Below are 15,206 nucleotides of genomic sequence, written 5' to 3'. Positions count from 1 at the left end.
GTCGGCGCCTTGCCGTAGCTAGCTAGCGTTTAACTACTTGCTGACCATCTCTCCCCGCTCTGTCAGCGTGGCCGTCTCGCCGCCATGCTGCTTCACCAGCTGCGCCATGGCCTGGTCTTCAGCGCTGCTTTCGGCCTCCTCGCCGTCGGTATTGCCCATCTTGTGCATCAGGCGCTCCGCGAGTCGCCACAGGGTGGCGGCTTCACTGATCATCATCACCGGAATGCTGATCCCCAGGCGCGCCTCGACCGCCGTCATCAGCTCGACCCCCATCAGCGAGTCGAAGCCCATGTCGTAGACGCTCTTGTTGACGTCGATGGCGCTGGCGTCGATCAACAGAATCTTGCTCAGCTCGCCCTTAAGAATCTCGACGATGGCGGTCTGCAGCGCTTCACCGGACAGGCCCGCCAGTGCCGCGGCGATATCATCCTGCTGCGCCTGGCTATTGTCATCCTCACCGGCGCGGCGGGCGATTTCCTCGAAGCGGGGCGTGGCGGCGGTCGGCAGGAAGCGTGCAAGCGCGCCCCAGTCCAGTTCCAGCACGCCCAATGAGCGTCCCGGCAGGCCGAGTGCCTGGGCCTGCTGATCCGCGCTGATCATCTCACCGAGACAGGCCAGTGCGTGGTCTGCCATCAGCGCGTCGCCGCCGAGGCGATTCTTGAGTGCTTCGCGGGTCTTTTCGTTGCGTGCCAGGAAGCCGGCATCCTCGATCGCGCCCCAGCGTGCGCAGGTGGCGGGCAGGCCACGCGCACGACGGTTGGCGGCGAGGCCCTCCAGCCAGTGGTTGGCCGCCACGTAGACGCTCTGTCCCGGGTTGCCGAACAGGGTGGTGGCCGAGGAGTAGAGCACGAAGAAGTCCAGCGCATGCTCGGCACTCAGGCGGTCCAGCAGGCGAGCACCTTCCAGCTTCGGCGTCATCACGCGCTGGATGCGCTCGGCATCGAGATGGCGAATCAGCGCATCATCGATTACCGCGGCGGCATGAATGATGCCTTTGAGCGGGGCGATACCATCGCTGTTAGCGGACTTGCCGAAGCGTGCGAACACCTTTGACAACGCGGCGTCATCGGCGACATCACAGGCCAGCGCATGTACGTTTACGCCTTGGGCCTCGAGACGCGCGACACCTTGCTGCGCTTCTTCACTGGCCGCACCGGAGCGCCCGAGCAGTACCAGCTCACGCGCGCCCATTGCAGCCAGCCACTCGGCGCTGCGCAGGCCAAAGCCGCCCAGACCGCCGGTGACCAGATAGCTGCCAGCCGGGTCGATCGTCAGTGTCTTTTGATTGGCCGTTAGCGCGTCGCGCTGATGGGGCATTGCAGCAGCACCCGCCCCCGCACTTGTCTGCTCAGCGGCGTGTTCGGCGACGCGCTGAGTGACGACGACCTTGCCGATCTGGCGGGCCTGCTGCATGTAGCGGAAGGCCTCGACCACCTGGCTGGCATCGAAGGTGGTGTAGGGCAGCGGCGCCAGGGTGCCGTCCTCGAACAGCGCCATCATCTCGCGGAACAGGCGCGTGGTCAGGCCCGGGCATTCCTTCATCAGCTGATCGGAATCGATGCCGAAGTAGCTGAGGTTATTGCGGAACGGACGCAGCCCCATCGGGGTGTTCTCGTAGAAGTCGCGCTTGCCCAGCTCACAGAATCGCCCGAACGGCTTGAGCACGCGCAGGTTCTGGGCGATGGCTTCACCGGCCAGCGAATTGAGCACCACATCGACACCGCGGGCATCGACGGATGGATCGCGCTGCTGGCGTGCGGAAAGATCAGCCAGGATATCCTCGGCGAAGCCATGGCTGCGCGAGTCATAGACGTTGTCGATGCCCATCAGCGCCAGGAAGTCGCGCTTGGCCGGCGAGCCGACGGTGGCGAACACCTCGGCGCCCAGCCACTCGGCGATCTGCAATGCCGCGATGCCCACGCCGCCGGCGGCGCCGTGAATCAGTACCTTCTCGCCTTCTTCCAACCGCGCCAGATGCTTGAGCGCGTAGTAGACGGTGAAGAAGGTGGTCGGGATGGTCGCTGCGGCTTCCAGGCTGACGCCGTGGGGCACATGGGCCAGCGCCGTATCGGCAATCACCAGGCGGTCGGAGAAGCTGGCTGGGCCGAAGCCGACCACGCGCTCGCCGACCTTGAATTCGGCATTGGCACCGGCCTGAGTGACGATGCCGGAGAACTCGAGTCCCAGGCTCGGGCCGGAGAAGCCGTGCTCGATGGCCTCATCCGACAGCAGGCCGAGGGTGTACATGACATCGCGGAAGTTGAGACCGGTCGCCTCGACACGCACCTCGACTTCGCCGGCTGCCACGGCGGGCAGAATGCGTGGTTGCCATTCCAGATTGCGCAATTGGCCGGGCTGGCTGAAGCCGAGGCTGACGGCGGGGCGCTGAGCGCCTGGGGCTTTAGAGGCTGATGTCTGCGAGCCTGACGACTGCAAGCGGGCACTCTCGCCACCAGCGGCCTGCTGAGGCGCCGCCACCTGACGCAGGCGTGTCGCGAAGCGCGCGCCGGTGGCATCCAGCACCACTTCCTGTTCGTGGTCCGGCGCTTCGAGTTCCTGCACCAGCGCGCCCATCAAGGCCGGCGTGTAGGCGGCATCGTGCTCAAGCGTCGGCGTATCCAGCAGGCGGATGGCCAGCGACTGGCTCTCGTTGGCCAGACTGCGTGCAAAGCCCCAGCTGGCCGCGTCCGCTGGCGGGGTCGCTGCGGGCGCGTCGCTTGTCTGCCACAGCGTCGCCACGTCATGTGTCAGCACCCACAGGGTCGGGGCCACGCGGCTGTCGTCCTGCTCCTGGGCGCTGTCAAAGGCCTGGGCGACTTGCGTCAGCAGTTGTTGGCGTGCGCACTGGAGAGCATTGGTGTGATCCGCACCATTCTGCTCAGCTGTCGCCGCAGCACTGGGCAGCGCGATCAGGTGATCAACGTCGCCAAGCTGCTCGATCAATGCTGACACGTCCGCGGGCAGGTTGGCTGACAGGCGCTGATGGCTGACCTGATGACCACGCGCGGTCAGTGAGTCGCTCAAGCGCGTCAGCAGTGCCTGATTCGCCGGTGCCTGCGGGCAATCCAGCAACGCGATGGAAAGCGTGGCGGCTTGGCTTGCTACTGATTCACTCTCGACTGATTCACTTGCCGTCGTTTGGTCTTCAGCGGTTTTCGCAAGAGCCGTAAGCGGTGCCTGAGCGGCAAGTGTCGCGGACAGCCACCAGGCGCCTGATGTTTCAGTACCCTGATTATGGCTGGCCAGGCTATCGCTGCCAGGCGCTGGTGACTCGATGTCGAGGCCCAGCTGGGTCAAGAGACGCTGCCATTGCGCATTGCCCGGATGACTGCGCAGCTGCTCACCATCATCGAGGGCCAGAATCGGCCCGGCCCAGGCCGCCGGTTCACAGCCACACAGCAGCAGCTGCGCGCCGGGGGCCAGACGTGCGATCAGCGCTGTCAGCAGCTCGCGCGCCTGTGACGGTGCCTCGAAGTCCAGATGCACGATGGCGAGCTGCGTCTTGTGGGTCGGGGCTGTGTCCTGGAAGGCCTCGCCCGCGATCACGTCGATCAGCGGCAAGTCATCCTGCAGGCGATTGGCTTCACTGAGGGCGCCGGCACTGGCGGCTACGAAGCGGTAATCCAGCGCGGCGTAGCGACCGTTGCGTGCATCCGCCTCGCGCAGTGTCGCGAGACGCTGGCCCAGCCAGGGGCCGCCGGCACCCAGTTCCAGCACATCGAGGCGCTTGCCGGCAGGCAGTGTGGCAAGCGCGCTGCTGATGCGTTGATCGAGCTGTGCGCTCAACCACTGCCAGCCGGCATTGCCGACCGCCGTCTTGAGCAGCGTCTGGATCAGTGGCTGGCGCAGATGTTCCAGTGCGGCACTGGCGTCCGTCGAGAGCAGTGCCTCGCGATCTGCCACCGCTTCATCAGCGGTGCCGTCCAGCTGAGTCCCTTCTGACTGAGCGCCGTCCAACGGCATGCCGCGATTGAGCCATTCATCCAGATGCAGGTGCAGGCGACCGGCGGCATGCGTCAGCGGGAACTGGCCCGGGTAGTCGCGTACCAGCAGCTGCCAGATGTCATTGGCGGCGGGCAGATCCAGCGAGTTGATCTGCCAGTCGCCGTTGTCGAGTGCTTCCGTCAGGCCTTGTGATTCGGCCCAGTCGAGCAGGGCACGGCTGAACAGCGGACAGCGTCGCTGCCAGCGCGACAGTGCCTCGTGATCCAGGTGGGCAAGCTCCGGGTCGCCCGGCGCGGCGTGACGCAGCAGAGTCTCCTGGACGCTGGCGAGCATCAGGCTGTCGAGCAGCGGCTCCAACTCATCGCGGAAACATTGGCTGTCGGCCATCAGCATCTGTGCGCTGGCGGCCGCGTCGCTCTCACCAACATTCGCATCACCATCCTCATCGCCATCGGCAGCCTCTGTGGCTTGCATGGCGTCATTCACCAAGCCTGCGAGATCCAATACCGGTGCGGACGGCTGAGTGAGCGGGTGCGGTGCGGAAGTCAGTTCGATATCCAGGTAATCCAGATGCGCCGTGCCATCACGTCCCAGGCGTACGGCGCGGAAGCGGGCCTCTTCGGCAACTGCCACGGCGCGGCCTTCGGCGTCGAACAGCTCGAAATCGGCACACAGGGAGTGCGGGCCACGCGAGCGCAGCACGACACGCGCGGTGACGATCTGCGAGGCGCGTACTTGCTCACGCACCTGCAGGCGTCCGACGCGCACCGGCACGAAGGCCATGCCATTGTTGGCCGCCATCTGGCCCTTGAGCACGCCCAGCAGAGGAATGAACAGCTGGAAGGCGCTGTCGAGCACGCCGGGGTGCAGGTGGAAGTCTGCGTCCTGGGTGACCATTTCCTCGGTCAGCGAGAAACGGGCCAACACCTGCGGACGCACAGTGCCCGGTGCGTGATTGTCGGCGCCCGCGTCGACCCAGATCTGCTCGGCGGCGCGGAAATGCGGGCCGTAATGCAGGCCGAGTTGTGCGGCAGCGGCCACGTGCTCATCGCGTCCGAAATCGGCGGCGCGAGAGGGCATGATCGGTGCAGTGCGCTCCAGTAGGCGTCCACGGGTGGCGGTGAAGGCGCGCGCCACGGCGTGCAGGTTCCACTTGTAGGCATCTTCTGCGCGAGTCTCACGACTTTCCAGACGCATTGCGCCATTGGCGCTGTCCAGTGACAGGCGGGTCAGGCGCAGGGTGCTGTCATCGAGCAGCAGCGGGGCGCGAATCTCGAAGTCTTCCAGATCCAGCACGTCGGGCAGGCTGTCCGCATCGGCGCTGGCGGCTAGCCATTCGTGGGCGGCGGCCAGGCACTGCTCCAGATAGCCTGCCCCCGGGAAGACGGCGCTCTCGCCGACCTGGTGGTCGGCCAGCCACGCGACCTTCTGGGTATCGAGCTGGGCTTCCCAGGTCAGGCGTTGCTGGGCGAGACGATAGCCGAGCAGCGGATGCACGTAATGACGATCCAACAGACGCTGGCTTTCGCTGGTGGTCTGGAGCCAGCACGGGATGCGTTGCCACGGGTAGCTTGGCAGCTCGACGAACTGGCCGGCGACCGGGAACAGGCCGGTGATGTCGACGGCGCCGGAGAGCAGTACGCGACCGCGCAGGTGCTCCAGGGCATCTACTCCGGCATGGCGGCGGTCGAGACTGGCGAGCACCTGGCCGGCGGGCGCCTCTTCACTGCGCGCCTTGAGGATGTCGTTCAGGTAGCTGCGCAGGATCGGGTGCGCGCCGATCTCGATCAGCAGGCGATGGCGGCCGAGGACAGCGTTCTCTTCCGCCTCGGAGTGCCAGTTGACCAGTGAGGTGACGGCGGCCTCGAACATGACCGGCTGACGGATGTTCTCCCACCAGTAGCGTGCATCCAGCTGCTCGCCGGCAATGACGCTGCCGGTGACGGTGGAGATGAACGGGGTATGGGTGGCGCGGGGCGTCAGGCCGTCGAGGGATTCGAGCAGGCCTGACTTGATCGGGTCCATCGCCGGGCTGTGGAAGGCGTAATCCAGACCCAGCACCCGTGCGAAGGTGCCCTGGGCGGAGAGCTCCTTGCTCAGCGCTTCCAGCAGCTCACGCTCGCCGGCCAGGGTGGTGCCGCGCGGGCCATTGATGCCGGCCAGTGACAGCGACGCCCATTGCGGCTGCTCCAGCCACTCGCGCATTTCGCACTCGCCGAGGCCGACGGCCATCATCGCGCCGGTGCCACGGGTACGCCCCTGGTGGTAGCTGCGCTGGAAGATGACGCGGGTGGCCTGTTCGAGCGTCAGCGCGCCACTGGCCCAGGCGGCAGCGACTTCGCCGACACTGTGACCGGTGACGGCAGCAGGGCGGATACCGCGTTCGATCAGCCACTCGGTGACTGCGATCTGAAGCGCGAACAGCGTCGGCTGGGCGATCTCGGTGGCGTCCAGGCGGTTCTCGCCTTTCTCGCTCAGGCTGCCGTCCAGCTCCTTGAGCAGCTCGAAGCCATTGAAGTCGCGGAAGGCGACATCGAGGCGCTCTAGGCAGGCGCGCACGCTGGCGGATTCTTCCAGCAGGGCGCGGCCCATGCCGGCCCACTGACAGCCATTGCCGGAATACACGAACACCGGGCCGCGCTCTTGCTGCACGCTGCTGATGACTTTTGCGCCCTGGCGTGGCGATGCACCATTGTCGCTGGCGCTCGGCAATGCCGGCAGCCGGTCTGCCAGGGTGATGCGCGGATGGTCACCGAGATCCCCTTCGCTGCCGAGGATGTCGAGGTCCTCAAGCAGGGTAGTGAAGGTGTCTGCGCTGAGCAGGGCACCATGCACATGGTGCTCGCGGCGGGCGGCCAGCTGCCAGGCGAGATCGTAGAGGCTCGGTGCCATGTCGTGGGCGGCCAGCTCACGCAGGTGCGCTGCAAGCTCCAGCGCGGATTGCTTGAGCGCCTGTGGCGAACGGGCGCTCAGGCGCAGCGGCGGCGTCTGTTCACCTTCACTGCTCGGTTGCGCTTCAGACTGTTCGGGGGCACTTTCCAGCAGCACGTGGGCATTGGCGCCCCCGAAGCCGAAGGAGTTGACGCCGACGACCAGGCGCCCGTCCGCCTTGAGCTTGCGCGGCTGGGTGACGATATCCAGATTCCACTCGTCAGTGCGAATCTTCGGATTCAGACGCTCGATCTTGATCGTCGCGGGCACTTCACGGTGCGCGATCACGCCGAGTGCCTTGGCCAGGCCTGCCACGCCAGAGGCGGTTTCCAGGTGACCCATGTTGCTCTTGATCGAGCCGATCGGCAGCGGGCTGGAGCGCTTCTGGCCGATGGCCGCGCCGATGGCGCGGGTTTCCAGCGGGTCACCGACTGCGGTGCCGGTGCCGTGGGCCTCGAGATAGTCGATCTCGTCCGGCCTGATGCCGGCCTGCTCGCAGGCCTGCTCCATCAACTGGGTCTGCGCCGACGGGTTGGGCACGGTCAGCCCGGACTTGTAGCCGTCGGTATTGACCACGGAAGACGCCACCACGGCGAGAATGCGGTCGCCATCGGCGATAGCCTGATCGAGATCCTTGAGCAGGAAGACACCGCCGCCTTCGGAGCGCGCATAGCCGTCGCCGGCTTCATCGAATACCTGGCAGCGCCCGGTCTTCGACAGCATCGTGGCCTTGGAGAAGATCAGGAAGCCGTAAGGATGCAGATGCAGGCTGATGCCGCCGGTCAGCGCCATGTCGGTCTCGCCGCTTCTGATCGACTGGCAGGCCTGATGGAAGGCGACCATTGAAGAAGAGCAGGCGGTATCCAGCGACAGGCTCGGGCCGTGCAGATCGAAGGCATACGACAGGCGGTTGGAAGCTACACTGGAGGTATTGCCGGTCGCGGTATTCGGGCCGATGGCGCTGAGGTCATCCGCCATGCGATAGGAGTAATCCAGGCTGGCGATGCCCATGAAGACGCCACAGCGTGAGCCGCGCATCTTCTCGGCCGGGATGCCGGCGTGCTCGATGGCTTCCCAGCTCATCTCCAGCAGCATGCGCTGTTGGGGGTCCATGCTGGCGGCTTCGCGCGGGCTGATGCCGAAGAAGGCGGGGTCAAAGCCCGTGATGTCACCCAGTGAACCTGCGGCGAAGCTGTAGCTCATGCCCGGGGCTTTCTTGTCCGGGTGCGAGAGGGACTCCTTGCTCCAGCGGTCGTCGGCGACTTCGGTCACCATGTCCTTGCCGGCCAGGAGGTCGTCCCAGAGGGTGGCCTGAGTGGTGCCGGGGAAACGGCTGGCTGCGCCGATGATGGCAACGCGTCGGGTCATGACAAGCTCCTGAACTTCTGAGTCACGGCACTGTGGCGAGCATGTTTCGCGGTCGCCTTCAGCAGCGCACTTCCTAATGTATCGATATTGATGACGCGCGGGTCGCCCTTGCGGCATTGCTCGTCAGTCTTGAAGGGCCCTTCGCAGTCGAGGGCCCACTCCATCAGCTCCGGGTCCTTGTCGCGCACGGCCGCCATGGTCTGGCGGGCGGTGTCGTCGGACTCCGGCAAGGCGCTGGACCAGATGAAGCTGTCGGTCACGCCATTGGGCTCGCCCAGGGTCGTATAGACCTCGGGCATGATCGGCACATGGTCTCCATAGAAACACAGCAGCCCGCCGCGCGGCAGTCTTGCCAGCGTGGTGGTGAGCTGATCGATCATCGCATCGGCATTCACCAGATGGCGCAGATAGATGCCCAGTTCCTGACAGTTCTCCGGCAGGTCTCCGTCATACCACTCCTGCAGACGTGCGCGGTCGAAGGTTTCCAGATGCAGCGGGCCGTGATTCTCCATGGTGATCACCTGGATGAACAACGGCGTGTCACCGGCTTCCAGCAAGCAGTCTTCGACCTTGGCGGCCACGGCGGCATCGCTGATGTACTGGCCACTCTTGTCGGCATCGCTGAAGTGGGCGATGTCGAGGAATTCATCGAAACCGAGCTGTTTCAGCACCTGATTGCGCAGATAGAAGGTGCCGGGATAGGGATGGATACACATCGTGCGATAGCCCATTGCCTTGTAGCTGGCGGCCAGGTTGGGCACGGCGCGATGCGCCAGCTGATGGTAGGGGTTGAACTGGTGCACGCCGAGCTCCTCGGCGGTCAGGCCCGTCAAGAAGGCGGTTTCGGTGCGCACGGTATTGGCGCCCCAGGCCGGCACGGCCAGACGACCACACGGCAGGCCCTGGGCCAGGGCGGTGAAGTGGCAGCGGTCCAGGTTCGGCAGCAGATTGTCACGTACCCGGGGATAGACGCGGCGAGCATCGAAGAAGGACTCGCTCTGCACACTGACGACATGGGGCAGTGCCTTGGTGGCGTCCTCGTCATCGAGTTCGCACAAGGTGGCGTCGAGTTCGCGCTGTGCCTCCTCCAACGGATTGCGCAGCGGCGTCAGCGGGCGACGCGCCAGCCGCGCATAGGCCAGCAGATAGGCCACCATGCCCAGCTCGCTCAGGTCGAACTCGGGGACCAGCATTACCTTGCTGGCCAGACGGTTGCCCAGGGCGTAGGTCAAGACGCTCGCGCCGATCAGTACGCTGATCAGCGGCACCAGCCATAGAGCGGCGTTGTCTGAGTAGGCGGCGGAGAAGCCCAGCGCGGGCTCGAGCCAGAGCCCCAGACCGATCGCCAGCGCCCCTGCCGTGGTCGCGGCGATGGTCAGCCCGATGCCGAAGAAGGGGATGTACAGGCGCGGGTGCTTGATGGCGTCGGTGAAGTACTCGAAGTCCTGGCTGAGGAAGGGTTCGCGCAGCGACACATACTTGGTGTGGCTGACCTGTAGTACCACCAGCCACAGCGCATTGACGACGATCAGCGAGAACCAAGGGCGCTGGGTAATCATGGTGCACAGAGACCAGCTGGCGCACCAGTACCCGACATGTGCCAGCCGGGCGCTGACGGGGCGACGCCAAAATGCGGCTGGCGGTGTCGTCATCTGTTTCAGCAGCAGATGCTCAAGCCCCAGCGTCAACCCGAGGCCGACCAGCAGTGGCCCGGCCATGAAAGACACAAACGCAATGACAAACTCCATGTAATGCCGACCTCGTTAGCCTCTGTCGTCGCAGGGGCTGTGTAGTGTCCGGTCGAGTACTCGACCCTGATCAAGATCCATGGCGGCCAGGGGAGTGACAAGTCGGCCCCTCGCCGCAGTATTTTCAGGCGCTCTGGTGTCCAGATCCTGATCGTTCCAGCGTGTTCAACTGCCGCTATGGCGTTCCCGCCACGGTCTTTCCCATCGATCCTGCACGATGTACTCCAGTGGCAGGTACTGGGGTATTACGCTAACTCATTGTCATGACAATGGAAAAACGCTGAGTCATCGCCTGCTGCGCATGGCGGGCCGGCTCACAGCTCAGGCTCACGAAGACGCAAGCCCCGATCAATGAGTGTAATTGAACCACCCGAGCAGGCGCTGGGAGATTCCGGCGGGCAGGACGCTCAACCACCAGCACCCGAAGTTGAGCGGGAAGGGGAAGCTGATACGCGCCCGGTTACGCGCTGCGCCCTTGAGAATGCGGCGTGCGGCCTTCTCGGGTGGCATCTCGAAGGGCTTGGGTCCTGGCATGGCTTCACACATCGGCGAGGTGACATAGCCGGGCATGACGACGGTGACACCCACGCCATGGGGTTTGAGCCAGCTGCGCAGGCCTTCGCCATACGCCTTGACCGCCGCCTTGCTGCCGCTGTAGCTGGGCGTCAATGCCAGGCCATGCCAGGCCGCCAGGGAGCTGAGCAGTACCAGCTGGCCACTGCCGCGCTGTTTCATCGCCATGGCCAGATGGTGAGCCATGCCCAGCGTGCCAATCACGTTGGTCTGCAGCAGGCGGCGTGAATCCTCCCAGCGCTCTCCGTTGCCCTGGGGGCCGATATCGGTATTCATGCCGGCGTTGGCGATGGCGATGTCCGGCACGCCGCGCGCGCAGACTTCATCCAGCCAGGTGAACAGGGTCTCTTCATCACACAGATTGAGTACCGTGCATTCCACCTCGGCGCCCAGCTTGCGGCAGTCGTTGGCGATCGCATCGAGCTTGCGCTGCTTGCGGCCGGTGAGAATCAGCGTGGTGCCCGTCTCGGCGTAGGCGCGTGCCAGGGCGCCGCCGATCTCGCCCGTGGCACCGGTGATCAGGACGCGCCGCAGGCGGCTGGCATCCTGCGCGGCTTTCGCACTGGCGTCGCTCTCTGCAGGTCGACTATCCGCTCGGTGATTGCCAGCGGCGCGTTCAGCGTCGGTAGGCTCTGGCTGCTGGGGGGGCATGGCCGTCATCTTTGGTCTCCTTGAATCCCGACACCGAAGGTCGGCAGTTCCCTTGCGTTTCTCGTTATGGTCGGGTGAGAGAGGCTGCCATCATTGGCGTGTCTCACCGTTATTGCGTGGTCCAGCAGTCTTTTTGCATGTTCAGCAGCGGCTCAGCATATTCTCCAGCGGCGAGCGTTCGGCGCACAGTATCTTGGAGGCGCCCAACACGGCCAGTTGCATGCCCGGCTTGCAGTAGAAGCCGCCATTGAGCTGCACGGTATGAATCACCGTATTGCGGAAATGTCGGAAGAGCGTCGTGTCAGGGCGCTGGCCCTGGGTCCAGAAATCATGCAGCGAACCCTGGAAGGTCAGGCCCGGCAAGTTGAAGATCGGGTCGCCCATGCAGAAGGTCGGGCAGCGATACTGCAGCGCCACGTTGCCGGTCGTGCTGTTGACCGTGATCATGCCCTTGGCCTGCTGCAGCAGCTTCTCCAGGTTGCCGCTCTCCAGGTAGACGATACGCCCGATCAGGTCGTAGCGGCGCTCCAATGAGCGAATCAGCCCCGGGTAATCCACCAGCCCCATGTCGAGTGGGTGGTTCTTGATCACCAGGCGTGCACCGCGTGGCGCATTCAGGGCGAAGCTCTTCATTACCCGCTGAATGACCTCCTGCATGTTGGCGAAGCGCGAGTGATGACGTATTTGGGCATCGGTATTCAGCTGCAGCGGCAGCATGTAGTAGGGCGCGCCACTGCCCATCAGCTGATCGATACGCTTCGCATCACGCCGCTTGTACCAGGGCATCAAGGGCAACCGTGTCGCATAGCCCGCGTATTCCTGCACGGCGTGAATGCTGTGTGGCCGATAGCGCGGGAACAGCAATGGATTGGCCGCTCCCGCCAGGTGGTAGGTGATGTCATGGCGCGCACGTTCACTGAAAGGTGCCTGGAAACGCTGCGGCGTGGGGGCATCTTCGAGATGCTTGCCTGCCTCACGGAACCAGTCAGGGTCGCGTGGCAGCAGGGAGTGGCCATTGACACCTTCGCGCTCCAGCGTCACCCAGTAAGGACGGAAGTAGCCCTCCTCGAACACGTGGGTACGGATGCCGAGATATTCTGCCTTGAGCACGGCATCACGATGTACCGGGCGTCGGTCGCCGAACAGCACCTGATCCGTGACGTGATGCTTGCGCCAGAGTTCGGCGATCCAGTCCCCTAGGTCCTCGAGCTTGCCGCGATAGGCATACGCCTTGTCGTGGCGCCAATAGAAGCTGTCACCGCTGTTGAAGTTGACTTTGATGACCTCATGGCCATCCTGCTTGAGCTTTTTCGCCAGCTGCAGGAAGAAGGGCGAGCACACCCCCTGCAGCAACATGAAGACGCGCCGGCGTCCCCCCTCACGGGGGCGCAGCTGGATATCGGGTGCCTTCGATGCTGCCCAACCATCGCTGATGAGAGGGGCTGAAGGCTGATTCAGCGGGGGCGTCAAGACGGTATCATCAGACAGCTTTGCAAGAGCGCCATCGCCCATGATCCGCTCCAACGCCTGGCCAAGCCTTGTGCTGACAGGCATGCCGGCACCGGCTGGTGGCGTGAGGCTGAGGATTGGTGTCAGACGTCCATGTTCCATGAGTCAGTGCTTCCCGATGAACAATGCTCGATAGCCGCGATATAGCCGGGTTTTCCAGGGTAATGAAAGTCGCATGGTGCCATTTCTGAGCATGGTTCGTTGGCGTTCAAGTATCGTGACAACTGTTTCGGCATTGCATAAGTCCCCCCGATCGGGATCCACGTAGATCGGATATTCGATCAGCGCACCAGCGACAAGGGCATCCACGCTCAAGGTGCGCGTCCGTCTTGGACAGTCGATCTGGTCATCGGTCAACCCCCAACCGGCATAGAAGGGCAGGCCATGGGTCGTGACGGGCACTCCTCGTATCAGGGCTTCAAAGCCGGCCAACGAGCACAGCGTATGCAGGCGGTCGATCTGTGTGAACAGATCACTGATATTGCCCTTTGAAAGCTCGAGGTCATAGGTGCCGGGCGTTTGCGATACTTCTCCCACACGGCCTCCTGATACAACGTCAGGATGCGGCTTGTAGATCACGTAAGCTTCAGGATGCAATTCGCGCGCCGCCTCAAGCAAAGCCTGGTTGGTACGAATGCCGGGGCAGGCATGGCGAATGGAGGCGTCCGATTCCACCTGGCCCACCACAAGGACAATCTCCCGATCCTGAGCAAGCTCTCGTAAGTCGGGCAACGTGTCGTCCTGAGAGTTGTACTTGCTCAACCCTAGCGAAATGATGCGCTCTCTCAGTCGGCGTGCACGGGCCAGCTCTGCATCACTTGGCTCATGATGCTCCAGCCACTCTTCTAGCGTGCTGGCTCGACTGGCATCGAAATGCATGGCCTTGTCGTCAACTACCAGCGACAGGGGGCGGGTGAGGTCGACACCCAGGCCGACTGAGCGCAGAAAGCCATCTTCCATCATCCAGAGTTCACCACCTGCCTCTTTGACCTGCGCCTGGCGCTCTGGCGGCGTACGGCCAGCCCAGCTCAATATTCTCTGGGGGGGCGAGCCGGTGTCCTGCGGAGAAAGACGTTGCAGCGCGCGTTCAGGCTTCTTCTCGAAACGCAGCTGAGACCAGGGGCCAAGGAAATAACCGATGAACTTCTGCTTCCAGCCAGAAAACTCGAGCCCCTGCCAGTGACCTGCCAGTCTGGTAGCCATTCGCTTCTGGTCTGCAAGCAGCTGAATGATCTCTTCGAGCGTCGCGGCCTGCTGGGTATAGGGGTTGGCATAGCGGCTGTATTCGAGATAAGCCGCAGCAAACATCTGCTCAAGCGTGCGTGACTGGCCTCGGCGCGGACATTGCTGCCGATCATCCGTCAGGCCCCAGCCGGCATAGAACGGCATGCCGTGGCAGGTCACCGGCAGGCCTGCCATCAGGGCCTCGAACCCAAGCTGGCTGGTCACGACATGGACGCCATCGATTTGTTCGAACAGGCACCAGGGGTTGATGTCGTCACTCAGCAGCGTGCAGCCAAGCTTGCGCGCCTCCTCCAGCAGATAGCCGCGCTTCTTGCCGGCGATCACATCCGGATGCACCTTGACCCACACCTCGGCTCCTTCGATGGCGCAGGCCTCCCTCAGCATGGCAAGGAAAGTCTCTGGGTTGGCCATGCCACCCACGACAGACGCATCCTCGGCGGTCTGGTCCACGATGAGGAGTCGCTGCATGCCAGGCTTTCGGGCTGGCAGGTTGCGCTCTGGTGCATGGTTGTATTTGCTCAAGCGATGCATGCGCAGGCTTTCGATAGCCGCGCGCGCCCGGGCCAGCAATGCCTCTGTCTGGCGCGTCGGCGCTTCCTTGATCAGTTGCTCGAGATCGCTCGTTTGGCGCGCATCGTAATAGATGCCTTGGTGATCGACCACCATCGCCATGCCTGGGTAACCGGCGCTTGCCAAGGTCAGAGAGCGCAGGAAACCATCCTCCAACGCGACGTAGGGCAATCCATGTTCAAGCGCATATTGGCGCGCACGTTTCGCCGTGGGTTTATGTCCCCAGCCGACGACGCGCATGATGTTTGTCGATGATTTCTGGCCCGCGAATTCTGGCGCAGTATTTATCCCTTTCGATGCCCCGAGTTCTGGCAAAGAATCAGCCTCGCTCGCTGATGGGTGTTGTTCTTTTCCTACATTTTTTTCGCTCAGTGTACCTGTCGGGGCACGTCGCCTGGCAGCGAAAGATAAATCCTTGAAGGCAGGTGAGTTGTCATTGTTCTGACACGAAAGGGGTGTAGGCCCTCTTGTCAGTGGCAGCAACTCGGGAATGAAGCAGGCAAGAAGTGGTTGGCGATAAATACCTGAAGAAAAACAGAGCGATGCCCCAGAGGTCGCGTCATTCGTGACATCTGCTGATCCGTGCCGAGCGTGAGAGGCGCAGGGCAGAGCACGCATGAGAAGCTCCCATCCTTGGTTCATTGCCGCCTTCAGCATGCAGGGTGT

At 63.7% G+C, this 15,206-nt stretch carries 5 protein-coding genes; all 5 read right to left on the bottom strand.

Features of this window, described 5'->3' with window-relative positions:
- Positions 1 to 33 precede the first annotated feature (33 nt).
- Positions 34 to 8,244 (bottom strand): type I polyketide synthase, encoded by an 8,211-nt coding sequence (locus tag H2O77_RS17925; protein ID WP_240548584.1) that lies wholly within the window; start codon positions 8,242 to 8,244, stop codon positions 34 to 36.
- On the bottom strand, positions 8,241 to 9,962 hold the full coding sequence (locus H2O77_RS11050) for an LTA synthase family protein (protein ID WP_215823055.1): 1,722 nt from the start codon (positions 9,960 to 9,962) through the stop codon (positions 8,241 to 8,243). Before H2O77_RS11050 ends, H2O77_RS17925 begins: the two co-directional genes overlap by 4 nt.
- A gap of 378 nt (positions 9,963 to 10,340) precedes the next feature.
- Positions 10,341 to 11,225, bottom strand: coding sequence for an SDR family NAD(P)-dependent oxidoreductase (locus H2O77_RS11045; RefSeq protein WP_240548583.1), 885 nt, complete (start codon positions 11,223 to 11,225; stop codon positions 10,341 to 10,343).
- A gap of 132 nt (positions 11,226 to 11,357) precedes the next feature.
- The gene (locus H2O77_RS11040; protein WP_215823054.1) at positions 11,358 to 12,572 is read right to left on the bottom strand and encodes a capsular biosynthesis protein; all 1,215 of its coding nucleotides are present in this window, start codon (positions 12,570 to 12,572) and stop codon (positions 11,358 to 11,360) included.
- 258 nt (positions 12,573 to 12,830) lie between these two features.
- On the bottom strand, positions 12,831 to 15,197 hold the full coding sequence (locus tag H2O77_RS11035) for a capsular polysaccharide biosynthesis protein (RefSeq protein WP_240548582.1): 2,367 nt from the start codon (positions 15,195 to 15,197) through the stop codon (positions 12,831 to 12,833).
- Between the last annotated feature and the right edge of the window lie 9 nt (positions 15,198 to 15,206).

Source organism: Cobetia sp. 4B, from assembly GCF_018831605.1.
Classification (GTDB): Bacteria; Pseudomonadota; Gammaproteobacteria; order Pseudomonadales; family Halomonadaceae; genus Cobetia; species Cobetia amphilecti.
Note: the sequence above shows the minus strand (reverse complement) of the source record. Positions and strands in the feature narration are given on the sequence as shown.